This is a genomic window from Stenotrophomonas sp. SMYL11 (genome assembly GCF_036320005.1).
Taxonomy (GTDB): domain Bacteria; phylum Pseudomonadota; class Gammaproteobacteria; order Xanthomonadales; family Xanthomonadaceae; genus Stenotrophomonas; species Stenotrophomonas maltophilia_A.
On record NZ_JAWIRS010000010.1, the window covers coordinates 17,277 to 33,839 of the forward strand.

The window sequence follows — 16,563 nt, forward strand, 5'->3', positions numbered from 1 at the left end:
ATAGAACAATGGCAAAGGGTAAGTTCGAGCGCACCAAGCCGCACGTCAACGTCGGCACCATCGGTCACGTCGATCACGGCAAGACCACGCTGACCGCTGCACTGACCAAGATCGGTGCCGAGCGCTTCGGTGGCGAGTTCAAGGATTACTCCTCGATCGACGCCGCTCCGGAAGAAAAGGCACGTGGTATCACGATCTCGACCGCGCACGTCGAATACGAATCCCCGGTCCGTCACTACGCCCACGTCGATTGCCCGGGCCACGCTGACTACGTCAAGAACATGATCACCGGTGCCGCCCAGATGGACGGCGCGATCCTGGTGTGCTCGGCCGCTGACGGCCCGATGCCGCAGACCCGCGAGCACATCCTGCTGTCGCGTCAGGTCGGCGTGCCGTACATCGTCGTGTTCCTGAACAAGGCCGACATGGTTGACGACGCCGAGCTGCTCGAGCTGGTCGAGATGGAAGTGCGCGAGCTGCTGAGCAAGTACGACTTCCCGGGCGACGACACCCCGATCATCGCCGGTTCGGCCCGTCTGGCGCTGGAAGGCGACCAGAGCGACATCGGCGTGCCGGCCATCCTGAAGCTGGTCGATGCCCTGGACAGCTGGATCCCGGAGCCGGAGCGCGCGATCGACAAGCCGTTCCTGATGCCGGTGGAAGACGTGTTCTCGATCTCGGGCCGCGGCACCGTGGTGACCGGTCGTATCGAGCGCGGCGTGATCAAGGTTGGCGACGAAATCGAAATCGTCGGCATCCGTCCGGTGCAGAAGACCACCGTGACCGGCGTTGAAATGTTCCGCAAGCTGCTGGACCAGGGTCAGGCAGGCGACAACGCTGGCCTGCTGCTGCGCGGCACCAAGCGTGACGACGTCGAGCGTGGCCAGGTCCTGGCCAAGCCGGGTTCGATCAAGCCGCACACCAAGTTCGAAGGCGAAGTCTACGTCCTGTCGAAGGACGAGGGCGGCCGCCACACCCCGTTCTTCAACGGCTACCGTCCGCAGTTCTACTTCCGCACCACCGACATCACCGGCGCAGCTGCTCTGCCGGAAGGCGTCGAAATGGTGATGCCGGGTGACAACGTCAAGATGGTCGTCACCCTGATCAACCCGGTGGCAATGGACGAAGGCCTGCGCTTCGCCATCCGCGAAGGTGGCCGTACCGTCGGCGCCGGCGTGGTCTCGAAGATCATCGAGTAATCTGGTACTATCTGCGCCCCGATGTTGCCTGGGTAGGGCATCGGGGCGTATCAAATGGGAAAGCAGGCACAGGATGTGCCTTGTGTTCCCCGGACCAGGAAGGGTCAATGCCATTCAGGCGGCGTCAACAGGCGACTGTTGACAGCTGCCTTGCGTGCCATTATGCTTCTACGTCTGGGCAGGCCGGGTAACTGGTCTGCCTACGTTTTTGAGGTCTATGGAGTGACCTTGGCGGCCTGCAGGACTGTGGGTCGTCCGTATTCAGGAATTTCATGGGACAAAGCAACCCAGAGGCTTTGTCTGTCGCTCTTTTAACGAAGGAACCTACCGCCATGGCGGACCAAAAGATCCGGATCCGGCTGAAAGCGTTCGATCATCGTCTGATCGACCGTTCGGCCAGCGAGATCGTTGAAACGGCAAAGCGGACCGGCGCGCAAGTGCGTGGCCCGATCCCGCTGCCGACCAAGATCGAGCGTTACACCGTTCTCGTTTCCCCGCACGTCGACAAGGACGCGCGTGACCAGTACGAGACCCGCACGCACAAGCGCGTGCTCGATATCGTTGACCCGAATGACAAGACCGTGGACGCGCTGATGAAGCTCGAACTGGCTGCCGGCGTCGACGTTCAGATCAAGCTGACCTGAGGACTACGACCATGACGAAGAAGTATTCGTTGGGCTTCGTGGGCCGCAAGGCTGGCATGAGCCGCGTGTTCACTGAAGATGGCCGCTCCATCCCGGTGACCCTGATCGAAGCAACCCCGAACCGCATCGCGCAGATCAAGACCGTCGAAACCGACGGCTACAGCGCCGTGCAGGTGACCGTCGGCGCGCGTCGCGCTGCCCTGGTCAACAAGCCGGAAGCCGGCCACTTCGCCAAGGCGAAGGTGGAAGCGGGTCGTGGCCTGTGGGAATTCCGCGTTGAAGACGCGCAGCTCGGCGATTTCGCCGTTGGCGGCGAAGTCAAGGCGGACATCTTCGAAGTCGGCCAGATCGTCGACGTCCAGGGTGTCACCAAGGGTAAGGGCTTCCAGGGCACCATCAAGCGCCACAACTTCCGTATGGGCGATGCAACCCACGGTAACTCGCTGTCGCATCGCGCGCCGGGTTCGCTGGGTCAGCGCCAGACCCCGGGTCGCGTTTTCCCGGGCAAGAAGATGTCGGGCCACATGGGCGCGGTGCAGCAGAGCACCCAGAACCTGGAAGTGGTCAAGGTCGACGTCGAGCGCGGTCTGATCGCCGTTCGCGGCGCCGTTCCGGGCGCGGCGGGTGGCGACGTGATCGTCCGTCCGGCGAGCAAGGCATAAGGAGAGATGACGATGGAACTCGTTATCACGGGTAGCAACAACAAGGTCTCGGTCTCCGACGCCGTGTTCGGTCGCGATTTCAGCGAAGATCTGGTCCACCAGGTCGTCGTTGCCTACCGCAACGCCGGTCGCGCCGGCACCAAGGCACAGAAGACTCGCTCCGAAGTGGCTGGTACCACCAAGAAGTCGAAGAAGCAGAAGGGCGGCGGCGCGCGTCATGGCGCACTGACGGCTCCGATCTTCGTCGGCGGCGGTGTCACCTTCGCGGCCAAGCCGCGCAGCTTCGAGCAGAAGGTCAATCGTAAGCAGTACCGTGCCGCCATGTGCGCGATCCTGTCCGAGCTGAACCGTCAGGGCCGTCTGACCATCGTGGAGTCCTTCGATGTCGAAGTGACCAACACGAAGGGTCTGATCGCCAAGCTGGCCGGCCTGGAAGTGGGCAAGCGCCCGCTGATCGTCACCGAAGAAGCGTCCGAGCACCTGTACCTGTCCGCCCGCAATCTGCCGTACGTGCAGGTGCGTGACGTCCAGGGTCTGGATCCGGTCTCGCTGGTGGGTGCCGACACGGTCGTCATCACCGCTGACGCGGTCAAGAAGGTCGAGGAGTGGCTGGCATGAACAGCAACGAAAAAATCTTCAGCGTGCTGCGTGCCCCGCGTGTCTCCGAAAAGACCGCGCGCCTGCAGGAACTCTCCAACCAGTATGTCTTCGAAGTTTCGAACGAAGCCACCAAGGCCGATGTAAAGGCCGCGGTCGAGCAGCTGTTCGACGTCAAGGTCGAAGCCGTCAACGTGGTCAACGTCAAGGGCAAGAACAAGTCCTTCCGTAACCGTGCTGGCCGCCGCGGCGATTGGCGCAAGGCGTACGTTCGCCTGGCCGATGGCCAGTCGATCGATGTAACGGCCAAGGCCTGAGGTACATCCCATGCCATTGATGAAATTCAAGCCCACTTCCCCCGGCCGCCGTTCGGCCGTGCGCGTGGTCACTCCCGACCTGCACAAGGGTGCTCCGCACGCTGCGCTGGTCGAGTCGCAGAGCCGCTCGGGTGGTCGTAACCACCATGGCCGCATCACCGTGCGTCACGTCGGTGGTGGTGCCAAGCAGCACTACCGCATCATCGACTTCAAGCGCAACAAGCTGGGCATCCCGGCGCGCGTGGAACGCATCGAATACGATCCGAACCGCACCGCGCACATCGCTCTGCTGTGCTACGTCGACGGTGAGCGTCGCTACATCATCGCCCCGAAGGGCCTGAAGGCTGGTGATCAGGTGATCGCTGGTTCGGATGCCCCGATCAAGGCTGGCAACACCCTGCCGCTGCGCAACATCCCGGTCGGCACCACCATCCACTGCATCGAACTGAAGCCGGGCAAGGGCGCTCAGATCGCTCGCGCCGCCGGTGCGGCCGTGCAGCTGGTGGCTCGCGAAGGCATCTACGCCACCCTGCGCCTGCGCTCGGGTGAAATGCGCAAGGTTCCGGTCGAGTGCTGCGCCACCATCGGCGAAGTCGGCAACGACGAGCACAGCCTGGAAAAGCTGGGCAAGGCCGGTGCCAAGCGTTGGCGCGGCGTCCGCCCGACCGTTCGTGGTGCTGCCATGAACCCGGTTGACCACCCGCACGGTGGTGGTGAGGCCAAGGCCGGCCAGGGTAACCCGCATCCGGTCACCCCGTGGGGTGTCCCGACCAAGGGTTACAAGACGCGCCATAACAAGCGCACTCAGCAGTTCATCGTCCGCGATCGTAGGGGCTAATCGACCATGGCACGTTCACTCAAGAAGGGCCCGTTCGTCGATCACCACCTCGTCAAGAAGGTGGAGGCCGCTGCGGGCAGCAAGAAGCCGATCAAGACCTGGTCGCGCCGTTCGATGATCCTGCCTGACATGGTAGGCGTCACCATTGCCGTGCATAACGGCAAGAACCACATCCCGGTTCTCGTCAACGAGAACATGGTCGGCCACAAGCTCGGCGAATTTGCCATCACCCGGACCTTCAAGGGTCACGGTGGTGACAAGAAGTCGGGCAAGTAAGGAGAGATGACAATGGAAGCGAAAGCCATCCTGCGCACTGCGCGCATCTCCCCGCAGAAGGCTCGTCTGGTCGCTGACCAGGTGCGCGGTCTGCCGGCCGAGCGTGCGGTCAACCTGCTGAAGTTCTCGGACAAGAAGGCTGCCCACCTGATCAAGAAGGTGGTGGAGTCGGCAATTGCCAACGCCGAGAACAACCAGGGCGCCGACGTCGACGAGCTGAAGGTTCAGACCATCATGGTTGATGAAGGTCCGACCCTGAAGCGTTTCATGGCGCGGGCGAAAGGCCGCGGTACCCGCATCCTCAAGCGCACCAGCCACATCACTGTGGTTGTGGGCGCCGCCAAGTAAGCGGATAAGGAAAAGACCATGGGTCATAAAGTTCATCCGATTGGTATCCGCCTCGGCATTTCCAAGGACTGGAACTCCAAGTGGTACGCCAACAAGGCCGAGTTCGCTGGTTACCTGGCAGCCGACCTGAAAGTGCGCGAAATGCTGCGCAAGAAGCTGGCTCAGGCCGGCATCAGCAAGATCCTGATCGAGCGTCCGGCCAAGACCGCTCGCGTGACGATCCACACCGCCCGTCCGGGCGTGGTGATCGGCAAGCGCGGTGAGGACATCGAGAAGCTGCGCAAGGAAGTGAGCGAGATGATGGGCGTCCCGGCGCACATCAACGTCACCGAAGTGCGCAAGCCGGAACTGGACGCACAGCTCGTTGCCGAGTCGATCGCCCAGCAGCTGGAGCGTCGCATCATGTTCCGCCGTGCAATGAAGCGCTCGGTCGGCAACGCGATGCGTCTGGGTGCCCTGGGCATCAAGGTCAACGTCGGTGGCCGCCTCAACGGTGCAGAAATCGCCCGTTCGGAGTGGTACCGCGAAGGCCGCGTGCCGCTGCACACCCTGCGTGCCGACATCGACTATGGCTTCGCTGAAGCCAAGACGACCTACGGCATCATCGGCATCAAGGTCTGGATCTACAAGGGCGAGGTCTTCGATTTCTCCCAGGTTGGCCAGGAAAAGCAGGACGACACCCCGTCGCGCAACGATCGTCACGATCGCGGCGACCGTGGTGACCGTCAGCGCCCGGCCCGTGAAGCGAGGTAACGACAATGTTGCAACCCAAGCGAACCAAGTACCGCAAGGTACACAAGGGCCGTAACGATGGCCTGAGCTGGAGCGCCAACGCTGTCAGCTTCGGCGAATACGGCCTGAAGGCAACCGCACACGGTCAGCTGACCGCGCGTCAGATCGAAGCGGCCCGCCGCTCGATCAGCCGCTACGTCAAGCGCGGCGGCAAGATGTGGATCCGCGTGTTCCCCGACAAGCCCATCACCAAGAAGCCCATCGAAGTCCGAATGGGTTCTGGTAAGGGTAACGTGGAATACTGGGTGGCCCAGATCCAGCCCGGCCGCATGATCTATGAAATCGAGGGTGTTTCCGAGGAAGTGGCTCGCGAGGCGTTCCGCCTGGCCGCCGCCAAGCTCTCGGTCACCACCACTTTCGTGACCCGTACGGTGCGCTGATGGATATCAAAACTCTCCGTGAAAAGTCGGCTGACGAACTCAAGGCCCACCTGATCGACCTGCGTAAGGAACAGTTCTCTGTCCGTATGCAGCAGGTCACCGGCCAGCTGCCGAAGACCCACGACATTCGCCGGGTCCGTCGCGAGATTGCTCGCGTCAAGACCCTGCTCGGCAGCACGAAGTAAGGATGGCCGCTATGAGCGACAATACTGAAAAGAAGACGCTGCGCACGGTCGAAGGCCGTGTCGTCAGCAACAAGATGGACAAGACGGTTACCGTCCTGGTTGAGCGTCAGGTCAAGCACGCGCTGTACGGCAAGTACATCAAGCGCTCGACGAAGCTGCACGCCCACGATGCCGACAACGCCTGCAAGGAAGGCGATGTCGTCCGCGTGACCGAGATTGCTCCGATGTCCAAGACCAAGAACTGGCGCGTGGTGGAAGTCATCACGCGCGCGGCTGAATAAGGAGCTGAATCATGATCCAGATGCAGAGCTACCTTGACGTCGCGGACAATTCGGGTGCCAAGCAGGTGATGTGCTTCAAGGTGCTGGGTGGTTCCAAGCGCCGTTACGCCGGCATCGGCGACATCATCAAGGTCACCGTGAAGGATGCGATTCCGCGCGGCAAGGTCAAGAAGGGTGAAGTGTATGACGCCGTCGTGGTGCGTACCCGCAAGGGTGTGCGTCGCGCCGATGGCTCGCTGATCCGCTTCGACGGCAACGCTGCCGTTCTGCTGAACAGCAAGCAGGAGCCGATCGGTACCCGTATCTTCGGGCCGGTGACCCGTGAACTTCGTTCGGAGAAGTTCATGAAGATCGTCTCGCTCGCTCCCGAAGTGCTGTGAGCGACAGGAGATAATCATGGCTAACCGTATCAAGAAGGGCGACCAGGTTGTCGTCAACGCTGGCAAGGACAAGGGCAAGCAGGGCGAAGTCGTCCGCGTCGACGGCGACCGCGTGGTCGTCGCCAACGTGAACATCGTCAAGCGCCACACCAAGCCGAACCCGCAGGCAGGTGTTGCCGGCGGCGTGGTCGAGCGCGAAGCTTCGATCCATATCTCCAACGTGAATGTTCTTAACCCGGCTTCGGGCAAGGGCGAACGCGTTGGCTTCAAGGTGCTGGAGGATGGACGCAAACTGCGTGTGTTCCGCTCCAGCGGTGAGGCGCTCGACGCCTGAGGAATGAGAAGATGAGTTCCCGTCTCGAAAAGTTCTACAAGGACGAAGTGGTGCCGGCGCTGATGAAGCAGTTCGGCTACACCAATCCGATGGAAGTGCCGAAGCTGGTCAAGGTCACCCTGAACATGGGTGTCGGCGAAGCGGCCACCAACAAGAAGATCCTGGAAAACGCCGTCGGCGACATGACCAAGATTTCCGGCCAGAAGCCGGTTGTCACCAAGTCGCGTGTGTCGGTTGCGTCGTTCAAGATCCGTGATGGTTGGCCGATCGGCTGCAAGACCACGCTGCGTCGCCACAAGATGTACGAGTTCCTGGATCGCCTGATCAACATCTCGCTGCCGCGCGTGCGCGACTTCCGTGGTGTTTCCGGTCGTTCCTTCGACGGCCGCGGCAACTTCAACATGGGTGTGAAGGAGCAGATCATCTTCCCGGAAATCGACTTCGACGCCGTCGACGCGATCCGCGGTATGGATATCGCTATCACCACCACTGCGAAGACCGACGCGGAAGCGAAGGCGCTGCTGGCAGCGTTCAAGTTCCCGTTCCGTAACTGATCTGTCGAGGAAACCGAAATGGCAAAGACCTCCATGGTCAACCGCGACATCAAGCGGGAAAAGCTGGCAAAGAAGTACGCTGAAAAGCGTGCAGCTCTGAAGAAGATCGTGTCCTCCGTGGACGCGACCTACGAAGAGAAGATCGACGCCGCAACCAAGCTGGCCAAGCTGCCGCGCGATTCGTCGCCGAGCCGCCAGCGCAACCGTTGCGAGCTGTCGGGTCGTCCGCGTGGCGTCTACAGCAAGTTCGGCCTGGGCCGTAACAAGCTGCGTGAAGCCACCATGCGTGGCGACGTCCCGGGTCTGCGCAAGGCCAGCTGGTAATCCCGGCCGGCCCTGCGATCAGGCGCCCCTTCGGGGGTTCCTGAACCGGGCAGGGGAGGCATTCAGCTTTCCCGACGCAAAAAAACCGAAGAGCCCGGCGCAAGCCGGGCTCTTTTGGCGTATACTCCCGCGTCTTGCCCTGTGCAAACGGGGTTGTAGGAGTGGGCCCTTGGCCCGCTGCATCAAGGGACCTGGCCCGTTTCCAGGAGACAACAGATTTTCGCGAAAGCGGATATCGGTGCACTCAAAGGTACTCATATGAGCATGACTGATCCCATCGCCGACCTGCTGGTCCGCATCAAGAATGCGGCCGCGGTTGGCAAGCAGACGGTGAAAGCCCCGTCGTCCAAGATCAAGGTTGCGATCGCCCAGGTCCTGAAGGACGAGGGTTACATCACCGACCTGCGCGTGACCCAGCTGGAAAACAACAAGTCCGAGCTGGAAATCGTGCTGAAGTATTTCGAAGGCAAGCCGGTCATCGCGACCCTGAAGCGCTTCTCGCGTTCGGGCCTGCGCCAGTACCGCGGCAAGAGCGAGCTGCCGAAGGTCATGAACGGCCTGGGTATCTCCATCATTTCCACCTCCAAGGGCATCATGACTGATGCGCAGGCGCGCCAGCTGGGCGTCGGCGGCGAAGTCCTGTGCTTCGTGGCCTAAGGCGAAAGGAGTAGAACTATGTCCCGCGTAGCCAAGAAGCCGATCGACCTGGGTAAGGTTGAACTGAACGTCCAGTCGGACAGCGTCACCGCCAAGGGCCCGAAGGGTTCCCTGTCGCTGGCCAAGCCGGCCGGTATTGCCATCAACGTCGACAACGGCGTTGCCACCCTGAGCACCGAGAACGCCGAGCTGGTCGCACTGACCGGTACCGTGCGTGCGATCCTGGCCAACATGGTCAAGGGCGTGTCCGAAGGCTTCGAGCGCAAGCTGGAGCTGGTCGGCGTGGGTTACCGCGCTGCCATGCAGGGCAAGGACCTGAGCCTGTCGCTGGGCTTCTCGCACCCGGTCGTGTTCGTGGCGCCGGAAGGCATCACCATCACCACCCCGACCCAGACCGAGATCCTGGTCCAGGGCGCTGACAAGCAGGTCGTCGGTGAAGTTGCCGCCAAGATCCGTGCGTTCCGCAAGCCGGAGCCGTACAAGGGCAAGGGCGTGAAGTACTCCGACGAAGTCATCATCCGTAAGGAAGCCAAGAAGGCCTAATTAGGCACTTCCGCTTTCAAAGGAAAAACATCATGAACAAGAACATCGCCCGCCTGCGTCGCGCCAAGTCGACCCGCGCCCACATCCGTGAGCTCGGCGTCGCCCGCCTGTCGGTGCTGCGCACCGGCCAGCACCTGTACGCCCAGGTCTTCACCGCCGACGGTTCCAAGGTGCTGGCTGCTGCCAACACCACCCAGACCGACGTCATGGAAGGCCTGAAGAACGGCAAGAACGCCGACGCCGCCGCCAAGGTCGGCCGTATCGTCGCTGAGCGCGCCAAGGCCGCCGGCGTCGAGAAGGTTGCCTTCGATCGTTCGGGCTACCGCTACCACGGCCGCATCAAGGCCCTGGCAGAAGCGGCCCGCGAAGCCGGCCTGCAGTTCTAAGGGATAAGGGCAGGGGACCTGTGGTCTCCTGCCCGCCTGCTCGCCCGCCTGAGTGAGGCTGGACGGCGCCACTCTTCTGCAGTGGCCCACCGGAACAACGCGACATTCCACAACCATAAGCGGCCCCGAGCCGTACATACCCAAACTACCAAGGAATCAAAATGGCAGAAGAGCGTCAGCAGCGGGGTCGCGATCGCGACCGTAACCGCGAAGAGAAAGTCGACGACGGCATGATCGAAAAGCTGGTCGCGGTCAACCGCGTCAGCAAGACCGTCAAGGGTGGCCGCCAGTTCACCTTCACCGCCCTGACCGTGGTCGGCGACGGCGAAGGCAAGGTCGGTTTCGGCTATGGCAAGGCCCGCGAAGTGCCGGTTGCCATCCAGAAGTCGATGGAGCAGGCCCGCAAGAACCTGGTCAGCGTTGACCTGAACAACGGCACCCTGTGGCACACCATCAAGGATGGTCACGGCGCAGCCCGCGTGTTCATGCAGCCGGCTTCGGAAGGTACCGGCGTCATCGCCGGCGGTGCCATGCGCGCCGTGCTGGAAGCGGTTGGCGTGAAGAACGTGCTGGCCAAGGCCACCGGTTCGCGCAACCCGATCAACCTGGTGCGTGCCACCGTGAAGGGCCTGTCTGCTGCGCAGTCGCCGGCCCGCATCGCGGCCAAGCGCGGCAAGAAGGTGGAGGAACTCAACCATGGCTAATGAGTCCAACAAGACTGTCAAGGTCCGCCTGGTGCGTGGCCTGCGTGGCACCCAGTCGCGTCACCGCCTGTCGGTGCGTGCCCTGGGCCTGAACAAGCTCAACGATGTGCGTGAACTGAAGGACAGCCCGCAGGTGCGCGGCCTGATCAACAAGGTTCAGTACCTCGTCCAGGTTGAGGAGTAATCGACCATGACTCTGCGTCTCAATGAACTGAGCCCGGCACCGGGCGCCCGCACCGAGCGTACCCGCGTCGGTCGCGGTATCGGCTCGGGCCTCGGCAAGACTGCCGGCCGCGGCCACAAGGGTTCGTTCGCCCGCAAGGGTGGCGGCAAGATCAAGGCTGGCTTCGAAGGCGGCCAGACCCCCATGCAGCGTCGTCTGCCGAAGATCGGCTTCCGTTCGCCGATCGCCAAGGACACCGCTGAAGTGCTGCTGTACGCGCTGGACAAGCTGCCGGCCGGTGAGATCGACTTCGCCGCCCTGCGTGCTGCCAAGCTGGTCCCGAGCACTGCAAAGAAGGCCAAGGTCGTTGTCAAGGGCGAAGTGACCAAGGCGTTCACCCTGAAGGGTATTGCTGCCACGGCGGGTGCCAAGGCCGCGATCGAAGCTGCCGGCGGCAGCGTAACGGAGTAAGAAAATCATGGCGCAAGCTGGCATCGGTAACCTCGCGGGCGGAATGGGCAAGTTCACTGAACTTCGCCAACGTTTGCTGTTCGTCGTCGGGGCTTTGATCGTCTATCGCATCGGCTGCTACGTGCCGGTGCCGGGCGTCAATCCCGATGCCATGCTTGCCATGATGCAACAGCAGGGCGGCGGCATCGTGGACATGTTCAACATGTTCTCGGGCGGCGCCCTGCACCGTTTCAGCATCTTCGCGCTGAACGTGATGCCGTACATTTCGGCATCGATCGTGATGCAGCTGGCCGTGCACATCTTCCCCGCCCTGAAGGCGATGCAGAAGGAAGGTGAGTCCGGTCGCCGCAAGATCACCCAGTATTCGCGCATCGGCGCCGTGCTGCTGGCAGTGGTGCAGGGTGGCTCGATCGCACTGGCCCTGCAGGGCCAGGTCTCGCCGTCGGGCGCTCCGGTCGTGTACGCACCGGGCATGGGCTTCGTGCTCACCGCCGTGGTCGCGCTGACCGCCGGCACCATGTTCCTGATGTGGGTCGGTGAGCAGGTCACCGAGCGCGGCATCGGCAATGGCGTGTCGCTGATCATCTTCGCCGGTATCGTCGCTGGCCTGCCGGGTGCCATCATCCACACCTTCGATGCCTACCGTGACGGCAACATCCAGTTCATCCAGCTGCTGCTGATCGCCATCGTCGTGCTCGCCTTCACCTTCTTCGTGGTGTTCGTCGAGCGTGGCCAGCGCCGGATCACGGTCAACTACGCGCGCCGCCAGGGCGGTCGCAACGCGTACATGAACCAGACCTCGTTCCTGCCGCTGAAGCTCAACATGGCCGGCGTCATCCCGGCGATCTTCGCCTCGAGCCTGCTGGCCTTCCCGGCCACCCTGGCCATGTGGTCCGGCCAGGCTGCCAACCAGAGCAGCTTCGGCCAGGTCCTGCAGAAGGTTGCCAATGCCTTGGGCCCGGGCGAGCCGCTGCACATGATCGTCTTCGCCGCGCTGATCACCGGTTTCGCGTTCTTCTACACCGCGCTGGTGTTCAACTCGCAGGAAACCGCCGACAACCTGAAGAAGTCGGGCGCGCTGATTCCGGGCATCCGTCCGGGCAAGGCCACTGCCGATTACATCGACGGCGTGCTGACCCGCCTGACCGCGGCCGGCTCGGCCTACCTGGTGATCGTCTGCCTGCTGCCGGAACTGATGCGCACGCAGCTGAACGCCTCGTTCTACTTCGGTGGTACTTCGCTGCTGATCGTGGTGGTGGTGGTGATGGACTTCATCGCCCAGGTGCAGGCACACCTGATGTCCCACCAGTACGAGAGCCTGCTGAAGAAGGCCAACCTGAAGGGCGGCAACCGCGGCGGTTTTGCCCGCGGCTGATTGGTCTGTTATACTTTCGTCTTCCTGACGTGATGGTCCCTCCGCTTCGCGGACTCCGGCCACACAAACGAAGGGCGGCCCCCGCAGCGGTTCCGGGTGGGGGTGTGATGAGGTGGTCCCGCGCTGGAGTAGCGCGGGCGGCTCCGGGGGAAACTCCAGATCCAACCCCATCCGGCGCCGGAGCCTGGGCACACTCCCCAGGCCGGGTTCATGAAACCAATGGTTTCACGGGCTTCCATGTAAACCGGAACCTTGTTAGTATCGCTAGTTCACTTTTTTGATCCATCCTGCCGGATTGGCGTGCCCGAGGCGCGCTGTCGGCCATCACTCAGCTGGAGAACCGCGTCATGGCGCGTATTGCAGGCGTCAACCTGCCAGCCCAGAAGCACGTCTGGGTCGGGTTGCAAAGCATTTACGGCATCGGCCGTACCCGTTCGAAGAAGGTCTGCGAAGTCGCAGGCGTTGCTTCGACCACCAAGATCCGCGATCTGTCGGAGCCGGAAATCGAGCGCCTGCGCGCCGAAGTCGGCAAGTACATCGTGGAAGGCGATCTGCGCCGTGAGATCGGCATCGCGATCAAGCGCCTGATGGACCTGGGCTGCTACCGCGGCCTGCGTCACCGTCGTGGCCTCCCGCTGCGTGGCCAGCGCACCCGTACCAACGCCCGCACCCGCAAGGGTCCGCGCAAGGCGATCAAGAAGTAAGGGACTGAGAAATGGCTAAGCCCGCTGCTAAGACCAAGAAGAAGATCAAGCGCGTCGTCACCGACGGCGTTGCCCACGTCCACGCTTCGTTCAACAACACCATCGTCACCATCACCGACCGCCAGGGCAACGCTCTGTCGTGGGCGACCTCCGGTGGCGCTGGCTTCCGCGGTTCGCGCAAGTCGACCCCGTTCGCTGCCCAGGTGGCTGCTGAAAAGGCCGGTCGTGCTGCGCTGGACTACGGCGTGAAGTCGCTGGAAGTCCGCATCAAGGGCCCGGGTCCGGGCCGTGAGTCGGCCGTGCGTTCGTTGAACAACGTCGGCTACAAGATCACCAACATCATCGACGTGACGCCTATCCCGCACAACGGGTGCCGTCCGCCGAAGAAGCGTCGCGTCTAAAGGGAGCGATAAGAAATGGCTCGTTATATCGGTCCTACCTGTAAGCTCGCCCGTCGCGAAGGCGCCGACCTGTCCCTGAAGAGCCCGGCGCGTGCGCTGGACTCGAAGTGCAAGCTGGAGCAGAAGCCCGGCCAGCACGGCGCCACTGCCCGCAAGGGCAAGCTGTCCGACTACGCCACCCAGCTGCGTGAAAAGCAGAAGGTCAAGCGTATCTACGGCCTGCTGGAGCGTCAGTTCCGCAACTACTACAAGAAGGCCTCGACCAAGAAGGGCAACACCGGCGAGAACCTGCTGCAGCTGCTGGAAACCCGCCTGGACAACGTCGTCTACCGCATGGGCTTCGCCGTGACCCGTCCGGCTGCCCGTCAGCTGGTGTCGCACCGCGGCGTCACCGTGAATGGCAAGTCGGTCAACCTGGCTTCGTACCAGGTCAAGGCTGGCGACGCCATCGCTCTGTCTGAAAAGGCTGCCAAGCAGCTGCGCGTCCAGGAAGCCCTGACCGTCGCCGCCCAGCATGACCTGAGCCCGTCGTGGGTTGAAGTGGATTCCGGCAAGTTCACCGGTATCTTCAAGGCTGTTCCGGATCGTTCGGATCTGCCTGCGGACATCAACGAAGCGCTGATCGTCGAGCTGTATTCGAAGTAATTCACATTGGAGAGCCCCCGGCGACGGCCGGGGGTTCACTAGGAGAACCCGCAACATGACGGTTACCGCCAACCAGGTTCTGCGTCCTCGCGGTCCGCAGATCGAACGCCTTACCGACACCCGTGCAAAGGTCGTTATCGAACCTTTGGAGCGGGGTTACGGGCATACGCTGGGTAATGCCCTGCGTCGCGTGCTGCTGTCGTCCATCCCGGGCTTCGCCATCACGGAAGTCGAAATCGACGGCGTGTTGCATGAGTACACCACGGTCGAAGGTCTGCAGGAGGACGTGCTCGAAGTCCTGCTGAACCTCAAGGACGTGGCCATCCGTATGCACTCCGGCGACAGCGCCACCCTGTCCCTGTCCAAGCAGGGCCCGGGCGTTGTCACCGCTGCCGATATCAAGGTCGACCACAATGTGGAGATCCTGAACGGCGAACACGTGATCTGCCACCTGACCAAGGATACGGCGATCAACATGCGTCTGAAGATCGAACGTGGTTTCGGCTACCAGCCGGCTGCCGCGCGTCGTCGTCCGGACGAAGAAACCCGTGCCATCGGCCGTCTGGTCCTGGATGCCTCGTTCTCGCCGGTCCGCCGCGTCGCCTATGCCGTGGAAGCGGCCCGCGTCGAACAGCGTACCGACCTGGACAAGCTGGTCATCGATATCGAGACCAACGGCACCATCGATGCCGAGGAAGCCGTGCGCACCGCCGCCGACATCCTCAGCGACCAGCTGTCGGTGTTCGGTGACTTCACCCACCGCGACCGCGGTGCGGCCAAGCCGGCCAACAACGGCGTGGATCCGGTGCTGCTGCGCCCGATCGACGATCTGGAGCTGACCGTGCGTTCGGCCAACTGCCTGAAGGCTGAAAGCATCTACTACATCGGCGATCTGATCCAGAAGACCGAAGTGGAGCTGCTGAAGACCCCGAACCTGGGCAAGAAGTCGCTCACCGAGATCAAGGAAGTGCTGGCTCAGCGCGGCCTGTCGCTCGGCATGAAGCTGGAGAACTGGCCGCCGGCCGGTGTCGCCAGCCACGGCATGCTGGGCTGATATCGGTAATGCCTGAAGGCTCCACCGTTCGCGGTGGGGCCTTCAACGCAACACAACATGCCACGACGAACCCCAGGTTCGCGCGGCAGGTCGCCCAGGACGGGTGACCAGGACCAACCGCAGTCCGCGCAGCAACGCCAGGATGGCGACAACGATCCGCACAGCCTCATCATTAACCAAGGAATATCACCATGCGTCACCAGAAGTCTGGCCGTAAGTTCAGCCGCACCAGCGCTCACCGCGAAGCGATGTTCAAGAACATGGCCGCCTCGCTGTTCAAGCACGAGCTGATCAAGACCACCCTGCCGAAGGCCAAGGAACTGCGCCGCGTTGCCGAGCCGCTGATCACCCTGGCCAAGGTCGACTCCGTCGCCAACCGCCGTCTGGCCTTCGCCCGCCTGCGCGACAACGAAGCCGTGGGCAACCTGTTCACCATCCTGGGCCCGCGCTACGCGAACCGTCCGGGCGGCTACCTGCGCCTGCTGAAGTGCGGCTTCCGCGCCGGCGACAACGCGCCGATGGCCTACGTCGAGCTGGTTGACCGTCCGGTCGTGGCCGAGGAAGTGGCCGAGTAATCGGACCGCTCCAATGCGACACAGCGAAAGCCCGGCCTCTGCCGGGCTTTTGCATTTTCGGGGCTCGGATCCCTTTGCGCAGGACAAGGCTCTGACCCACACCGTTCCGACAGGCGTCACCTGTGGCGGTTCGAATGGCACGCACTCTCGGTTACGCTTGGCGCCTGATCCATTCGAGCGTTGACGATGAATCCACTGCGCTGGCCCTTCCGCGCCCAGTTCTTCTTGGGCTTCCTGATCTGCGCGGGCCTGCTTGGCTACGCGATCTTCCTGCAGCTGAAGATGGGCCTGGAGCCGTGTCCGCTGTGCATCTTCCAGCGCCTGGCCTTTGCCGCGCTGGGCCTGCTGTTCCTGATCGGCGCGCTGCATGGCCCGTCCAATCGTCCGGGGCGCGCCACCTACGGCATCCTTGCCTTCATTGCGGCCGCCGTGGGCGTGGGTATTGCCGCGCGCCACGTCTACGTGCAGATGCTGCCGCCGGAAATGGGTTCCACCTGTGGCCCGCCGCTGGCCTTCCTGAGCGAGACCATGGGGCCGCTGGAAGTGTTCCGCACGGTGCTGACCGGCACTGGCAACTGCGGCAACATCGACTGGACCTTCCTGGGCCTGACCATGCCGATGTGGTCGGGCGTGTGGTTCGTGCTGCTGGCGCTGTGGGCGATGCTGGTGTCGCTGCGCAAGGTCAAGCGCTGAAGCAGGGTAGTGGCGGGCGCGGGGCGGCCCCCCCCCGGGCGGGCCGGCCCGGGCGCGGCCGCCCCCCCCACTCCCAGGGCG

General features: G+C 62.9%; 29 protein-coding genes. All 29 read left to right on the forward strand.

All coding sequences use genetic code 11. The features are described 5' to 3' along the window. Positions 1 to 8: 8 nt before the first annotated feature. The 29 genes from tuf to V3B46_RS14305 all read left to right on the forward strand — a co-directional run bounded on the left by tuf (position 9) and on the right by V3B46_RS14305 (position 16,482). Positions 9 to 1,199, forward strand: a complete 1,191-nt coding sequence (gene tuf, locus V3B46_RS14165; protein ID WP_004154360.1) for an elongation factor Tu — start codon at positions 9 to 11, stop codon at positions 1,197 to 1,199. A gap of 332 nt (positions 1,200 to 1,531) precedes the next feature. After that, positions 1,532 to 1,843: a 30S ribosomal protein S10 gene (rpsJ, locus tag V3B46_RS14170; RefSeq protein WP_005408208.1), complete on the forward strand. Its 312-nt coding sequence runs from the start codon at positions 1,532 to 1,534 to the stop codon at positions 1,841 to 1,843. 11 nt (positions 1,844 to 1,854) lie between these two features. Continuing rightward, positions 1,855 to 2,505 carry a 50S ribosomal protein L3 gene (gene rplC / locus V3B46_RS14175; RefSeq protein ID WP_004145336.1) on the forward strand — a complete coding sequence of 217 codons (651 nt, stop codon included), beginning with the start codon at positions 1,855 to 1,857 and terminating at the stop codon, positions 2,503 to 2,505. 12 nt (positions 2,506 to 2,517) lie between these two features. Next, positions 2,518 to 3,123, forward strand: coding sequence for a 50S ribosomal protein L4 (gene rplD / locus V3B46_RS14180; RefSeq protein ID WP_004145337.1), 606 nt, complete (start codon positions 2,518 to 2,520; stop codon positions 3,121 to 3,123). Continuing rightward, positions 3,120 to 3,419: a 50S ribosomal protein L23 gene (gene rplW, locus V3B46_RS14185; protein ID WP_004145338.1), complete on the forward strand. Its 300-nt coding sequence runs from the start codon at positions 3,120 to 3,122 to the stop codon at positions 3,417 to 3,419. The genes rplD and rplW overlap by 4 nt, the downstream gene beginning before the upstream one ends. A 10-nt stretch (positions 3,420 to 3,429) precedes the next feature. Further along, positions 3,430 to 4,257 (forward strand): 50S ribosomal protein L2, encoded by an 828-nt coding sequence (gene rplB / locus V3B46_RS14190; protein WP_004145339.1) that lies wholly within the window; start codon positions 3,430 to 3,432, stop codon positions 4,255 to 4,257. Between the two features lie 6 nt (positions 4,258 to 4,263). Next, positions 4,264 to 4,533, forward strand: a complete 270-nt coding sequence (gene rpsS, locus V3B46_RS14195) for a 30S ribosomal protein S19 (RefSeq protein ID WP_004154485.1) — start codon at positions 4,264 to 4,266, stop codon at positions 4,531 to 4,533. A gap of 12 nt (positions 4,534 to 4,545) precedes the next feature. After that, entirely contained in the window at positions 4,546 to 4,881 is a 336-nt protein-coding gene (rplV, locus tag V3B46_RS14200; RefSeq protein ID WP_004145348.1) for a 50S ribosomal protein L22, read from the forward strand. 18 nt (positions 4,882 to 4,899) lie between these two features. After that, the gene (gene rpsC, locus V3B46_RS14205; RefSeq protein WP_004145350.1) at positions 4,900 to 5,634 is read left to right on the forward strand and encodes a 30S ribosomal protein S3; all 735 of its coding nucleotides are present in this window, start codon (positions 4,900 to 4,902) and stop codon (positions 5,632 to 5,634) included. 5 nt (positions 5,635 to 5,639) lie between these two features. After that, positions 5,640 to 6,053 (forward strand): 50S ribosomal protein L16, encoded by a 414-nt coding sequence (gene rplP / locus V3B46_RS14210; RefSeq protein ID WP_004154486.1) that lies wholly within the window; start codon positions 5,640 to 5,642, stop codon positions 6,051 to 6,053. After that, entirely contained in the window at positions 6,053 to 6,238 is a 186-nt protein-coding gene (gene rpmC, locus V3B46_RS14215) for a 50S ribosomal protein L29 (protein ID WP_004154487.1), read from the forward strand. The genes rplP and rpmC overlap by 1 nt, the downstream gene beginning before the upstream one ends. Before the next feature lie 11 nt (positions 6,239 to 6,249). Next, positions 6,250 to 6,519, forward strand: coding sequence for a 30S ribosomal protein S17 (rpsQ, locus tag V3B46_RS14220; RefSeq protein ID WP_004154489.1), 270 nt, complete (start codon positions 6,250 to 6,252; stop codon positions 6,517 to 6,519). An 11-nt stretch (positions 6,520 to 6,530) separates the two neighbouring features. After that, a complete protein-coding gene (rplN, locus tag V3B46_RS14225) occupies positions 6,531 to 6,899 on the forward strand; it encodes a 50S ribosomal protein L14 (protein ID WP_004145357.1) in 369 nt (122 codons plus the stop codon). A 16-nt stretch (positions 6,900 to 6,915) separates the two neighbouring features. Beyond that, positions 6,916 to 7,233, forward strand: a complete 318-nt coding sequence (rplX, locus tag V3B46_RS14230) for a 50S ribosomal protein L24 (protein WP_004154490.1) — start codon at positions 6,916 to 6,918, stop codon at positions 7,231 to 7,233. A gap of 11 nt (positions 7,234 to 7,244) precedes the next feature. After that, entirely contained in the window at positions 7,245 to 7,787 is a 543-nt protein-coding gene (gene rplE / locus V3B46_RS14235) for a 50S ribosomal protein L5 (RefSeq protein WP_004154491.1), read from the forward strand. A gap of 18 nt (positions 7,788 to 7,805) precedes the next feature. Continuing rightward, entirely contained in the window at positions 7,806 to 8,111 is a 306-nt protein-coding gene (gene rpsN / locus V3B46_RS14240; RefSeq protein WP_005408209.1) for a 30S ribosomal protein S14, read from the forward strand. 258 nt (positions 8,112 to 8,369) lie between these two features. Further along, positions 8,370 to 8,768, forward strand: a complete 399-nt coding sequence (gene rpsH / locus V3B46_RS14245; protein ID WP_005408210.1) for a 30S ribosomal protein S8 — start codon at positions 8,370 to 8,372, stop codon at positions 8,766 to 8,768. A gap of 18 nt (positions 8,769 to 8,786) precedes the next feature. Then, positions 8,787 to 9,311 carry a 50S ribosomal protein L6 gene (gene rplF / locus V3B46_RS14250; RefSeq protein ID WP_010483977.1) on the forward strand — a complete coding sequence of 175 codons (525 nt, stop codon included), beginning with the start codon at positions 8,787 to 8,789 and terminating at the stop codon, positions 9,309 to 9,311. 32 nt (positions 9,312 to 9,343) lie between these two features. Continuing rightward, positions 9,344 to 9,697: a 50S ribosomal protein L18 gene (gene rplR, locus V3B46_RS14255; protein ID WP_005408212.1), complete on the forward strand. Its 354-nt coding sequence runs from the start codon at positions 9,344 to 9,346 to the stop codon at positions 9,695 to 9,697. A 161-nt stretch (positions 9,698 to 9,858) separates the two neighbouring features. Beyond that, the gene (gene rpsE, locus V3B46_RS14260; RefSeq protein WP_004145411.1) at positions 9,859 to 10,401 is read left to right on the forward strand and encodes a 30S ribosomal protein S5; all 543 of its coding nucleotides are present in this window, start codon (positions 9,859 to 9,861) and stop codon (positions 10,399 to 10,401) included. Further along, positions 10,394 to 10,585: a 50S ribosomal protein L30 gene (gene rpmD, locus V3B46_RS14265; RefSeq protein WP_005408214.1), complete on the forward strand. Its 192-nt coding sequence runs from the start codon at positions 10,394 to 10,396 to the stop codon at positions 10,583 to 10,585. Before rpsE ends, rpmD begins: the two co-directional genes overlap by 8 nt. A gap of 6 nt (positions 10,586 to 10,591) precedes the next feature. Beyond that, entirely contained in the window at positions 10,592 to 11,035 is a 444-nt protein-coding gene (rplO, locus tag V3B46_RS14270; RefSeq protein ID WP_004154498.1) for a 50S ribosomal protein L15, read from the forward strand. A gap of 7 nt (positions 11,036 to 11,042) precedes the next feature. Beyond that, entirely contained in the window at positions 11,043 to 12,410 is a 1,368-nt protein-coding gene (secY, locus tag V3B46_RS14275; RefSeq protein WP_005408215.1) for a preprotein translocase subunit SecY, read from the forward strand. A 347-nt stretch (positions 12,411 to 12,757) separates the two neighbouring features. Beyond that, the gene (gene rpsM / locus V3B46_RS14280; protein WP_004154500.1) at positions 12,758 to 13,114 is read left to right on the forward strand and encodes a 30S ribosomal protein S13; all 357 of its coding nucleotides are present in this window, start codon (positions 12,758 to 12,760) and stop codon (positions 13,112 to 13,114) included. 11 nt (positions 13,115 to 13,125) lie between these two features. Next, on the forward strand, positions 13,126 to 13,515 hold the full coding sequence (gene rpsK, locus V3B46_RS14285) for a 30S ribosomal protein S11 (RefSeq protein ID WP_004145443.1): 390 nt from the start codon (positions 13,126 to 13,128) through the stop codon (positions 13,513 to 13,515). A 15-nt stretch (positions 13,516 to 13,530) separates the two neighbouring features. Further along, complete coding sequence (gene rpsD, locus V3B46_RS14290) at positions 13,531 to 14,160, forward strand: 30S ribosomal protein S4 (protein WP_004145446.1); 630 nt, start codon at positions 13,531 to 13,533, stop codon at positions 14,158 to 14,160. Positions 14,161 to 14,215: 55 nt separating this feature from the next. After that, positions 14,216 to 15,214: a DNA-directed RNA polymerase subunit alpha gene (locus V3B46_RS14295; protein WP_010483975.1), complete on the forward strand. Its 999-nt coding sequence runs from the start codon at positions 14,216 to 14,218 to the stop codon at positions 15,212 to 15,214. Positions 15,215 to 15,405: 191 nt separating this feature from the next. Continuing rightward, positions 15,406 to 15,789: a 50S ribosomal protein L17 gene (gene rplQ / locus V3B46_RS14300; RefSeq protein WP_005408217.1), complete on the forward strand. Its 384-nt coding sequence runs from the start codon at positions 15,406 to 15,408 to the stop codon at positions 15,787 to 15,789. Positions 15,790 to 15,975: 186 nt separating this feature from the next. After that, positions 15,976 to 16,482: a disulfide bond formation protein B gene (locus tag V3B46_RS14305; RefSeq protein ID WP_329892207.1), complete on the forward strand. Its 507-nt coding sequence runs from the start codon at positions 15,976 to 15,978 to the stop codon at positions 16,480 to 16,482. Positions 16,483 to 16,563: the final 81 nt, after the last annotated feature.

Bases quoted from the DNA above. Each gene is read 5' to 3' on its own strand.
- rplX (WP_004154490.1), top strand. From the start codon at position 6,916: ATGGCTAACCGTATCAAGAAGGGCGACCAGGTTGTCGTCAACGCTGGC.
- rplD (WP_004145337.1), top strand. From the start codon at position 2,518: ATGGAACTCGTTATCACGGGTAGCAACAACAAGGTCTCGGTCTCCGAC.
- secY (WP_005408215.1), top strand. From the start codon at position 11,043: ATGGCGCAAGCTGGCATCGGTAACCTCGCGGGCGGAATGGGCAAGTTC.
- rpsK (WP_004145443.1), top strand. From the start codon at position 13,126: ATGGCTAAGCCCGCTGCTAAGACCAAGAAGAAGATCAAGCGCGTCGTC.
- rplV (WP_004145348.1), top strand. From the start codon at position 4,546: ATGGAAGCGAAAGCCATCCTGCGCACTGCGCGCATCTCCCCGCAGAAG.
- V3B46_RS14295 (WP_010483975.1), top strand. From the start codon at position 14,216: ATGACGGTTACCGCCAACCAGGTTCTGCGTCCTCGCGGTCCGCAGATC.
- rplE (WP_004154491.1), top strand. From the start codon at position 7,245: ATGAGTTCCCGTCTCGAAAAGTTCTACAAGGACGAAGTGGTGCCGGCG.
- rplP (WP_004154486.1), top strand. From the start codon at position 5,640: ATGTTGCAACCCAAGCGAACCAAGTACCGCAAGGTACACAAGGGCCGT.
- V3B46_RS14305 (WP_329892207.1), top strand. From the start codon at position 15,976: ATGAATCCACTGCGCTGGCCCTTCCGCGCCCAGTTCTTCTTGGGCTTC.
- rpmC (WP_004154487.1), top strand. From the start codon at position 6,053: ATGGATATCAAAACTCTCCGTGAAAAGTCGGCTGACGAACTCAAGGCC.
- rpsD (WP_004145446.1), top strand. From the start codon at position 13,531: ATGGCTCGTTATATCGGTCCTACCTGTAAGCTCGCCCGTCGCGAAGGC.
- rpsS (WP_004154485.1), top strand. From the start codon at position 4,264: ATGGCACGTTCACTCAAGAAGGGCCCGTTCGTCGATCACCACCTCGTC.
- rpsJ (WP_005408208.1), top strand. From the start codon at position 1,532: ATGGCGGACCAAAAGATCCGGATCCGGCTGAAAGCGTTCGATCATCGT.
- rpsH (WP_005408210.1), top strand. From the start codon at position 8,370: ATGAGCATGACTGATCCCATCGCCGACCTGCTGGTCCGCATCAAGAAT.
- rplB (WP_004145339.1), top strand. From the start codon at position 3,430: ATGCCATTGATGAAATTCAAGCCCACTTCCCCCGGCCGCCGTTCGGCC.
- rplQ (WP_005408217.1), top strand. From the start codon at position 15,406: ATGCGTCACCAGAAGTCTGGCCGTAAGTTCAGCCGCACCAGCGCTCAC.
- rplC (WP_004145336.1), top strand. From the start codon at position 1,855: ATGACGAAGAAGTATTCGTTGGGCTTCGTGGGCCGCAAGGCTGGCATG.
- rplF (WP_010483977.1), top strand. From the start codon at position 8,787: ATGTCCCGCGTAGCCAAGAAGCCGATCGACCTGGGTAAGGTTGAACTG.
- rpsN (WP_005408209.1), top strand. From the start codon at position 7,806: ATGGCAAAGACCTCCATGGTCAACCGCGACATCAAGCGGGAAAAGCTG.
- rplN (WP_004145357.1), top strand. From the start codon at position 6,531: ATGATCCAGATGCAGAGCTACCTTGACGTCGCGGACAATTCGGGTGCC.
- rplR (WP_005408212.1), top strand. From the start codon at position 9,344: ATGAACAAGAACATCGCCCGCCTGCGTCGCGCCAAGTCGACCCGCGCC.
- rpsE (WP_004145411.1), top strand. From the start codon at position 9,859: ATGGCAGAAGAGCGTCAGCAGCGGGGTCGCGATCGCGACCGTAACCGC.
- tuf (WP_004154360.1), top strand. From the start codon at position 9: ATGGCAAAGGGTAAGTTCGAGCGCACCAAGCCGCACGTCAACGTCGGC.
- rpsC (WP_004145350.1), top strand. From the start codon at position 4,900: ATGGGTCATAAAGTTCATCCGATTGGTATCCGCCTCGGCATTTCCAAG.
- rplW (WP_004145338.1), top strand. From the start codon at position 3,120: ATGAACAGCAACGAAAAAATCTTCAGCGTGCTGCGTGCCCCGCGTGTC.
- rplO (WP_004154498.1), top strand. From the start codon at position 10,592: ATGACTCTGCGTCTCAATGAACTGAGCCCGGCACCGGGCGCCCGCACC.
- rpsM (WP_004154500.1), top strand. From the start codon at position 12,758: ATGGCGCGTATTGCAGGCGTCAACCTGCCAGCCCAGAAGCACGTCTGG.
- rpmD (WP_005408214.1), top strand. From the start codon at position 10,394: ATGGCTAATGAGTCCAACAAGACTGTCAAGGTCCGCCTGGTGCGTGGC.
- rpsQ (WP_004154489.1), top strand. From the start codon at position 6,250: ATGAGCGACAATACTGAAAAGAAGACGCTGCGCACGGTCGAAGGCCGT.